Here is a 1,067-nt window from a genome sequence, read left to right on the forward strand (position 1 = left end):
GAAGAGTTCTTGAAAGGCTGGCAGGGCTATCTAGTCTGTGATGATTACAGTGGTTATAAAGCACGTTTTAAATCAGGCCAGGTGATTGAGGTGGGCTGCATGGCCCATGCACGTCGTAAATTCCATGAACTGCATGTGACCGGGAAAAGTCAGGTCGCTGAACAGGCATTAGTGCTGATTCAGAAACTGTATGGGATAGAAGCAGAACTCAGGAAAAAGACCGATAGTACAGCGGAAGACCGCCGCGAATACCGGCAACAGCATAGTCAACCGGTGATGCAACAACTGTATGAATGGCTCAACCAACATCATCTGACGGTGCCATCGAGTTCTCCCACCGCCAAGGCGATCAATTACACTCTGAAGCGTTGGCCAGCTTTAAGCCGCTATTTGGATGATGGCAATCTACCGATTTGCAATAATTGGGTAGAGAATCAAATGCGACCTTGGGCCTTAGGACGCAAGAACTGGCTGTTTGCTGGCTCGCTGCGCAGTGGTCAGCGAGCGGCGAATATCATGACTTTAATCCAGTCAGCAAAGCTGAATGGCTTGGATCCGTATGCCTATTTAAGTGATGTGCTGAAAAGGTTACCGACACATAAAGTGAGCCAAATAGAAGAATTGCTGCCGCACCGCTGGAAACCCGACCAAAATTAAAAAATAGCTATGGGGTTCAGCGCACGCTTACAAGGCAATTGAGAAAAAGAATCATGATTGACAAGTACATCTGGTTATAAAATAAGCTGACACTTATTTAAAGTAAACGCCTAATGAATTTCATCGGGCGTTCTCTATTTTAAAGATAAGGAATTACCATTATTTAAGACAAGTTTCGCCTATTCTTTCACTGCAAATTCCTATCAAAAGGGCTTGAATATCACGACGGTTACGTTGAAAGATATAATCAACTTTTGAAAGAAAGAAACGTGACTAACGCACAGCAAGATTAAATTATTCCTCGGGGTATTAAACAAGTAGGGTGTGTTGACACTTTTAGCTTAAAAAAATAGCGAAGTAGTAAAATCAAATCGCCAAACCCAATTTTACTATTCGCTATGCCTCGTACC

At 43.3% G+C, this 1,067-nt stretch carries 1 protein-coding gene; it reads left to right on the plus strand.

The genetic code is table 11. From position 1 onward, the window contains the following. A partial coding sequence (tnpC, locus tag F890_RS02210; RefSeq protein WP_005265631.1) for an IS66 family transposase occupies positions 1–657 on the plus strand: 657 nt, incomplete at its 5' end. Positions 658–1,067 lie beyond the last annotated feature (410 nt).

Origin of the sequence: Acinetobacter sp. CIP 64.7 (assembly GCF_000369745.1) — a bacterium.
Taxonomy (GTDB): domain Bacteria; phylum Pseudomonadota; class Gammaproteobacteria; order Pseudomonadales; family Moraxellaceae; genus Acinetobacter; species Acinetobacter fasciculus.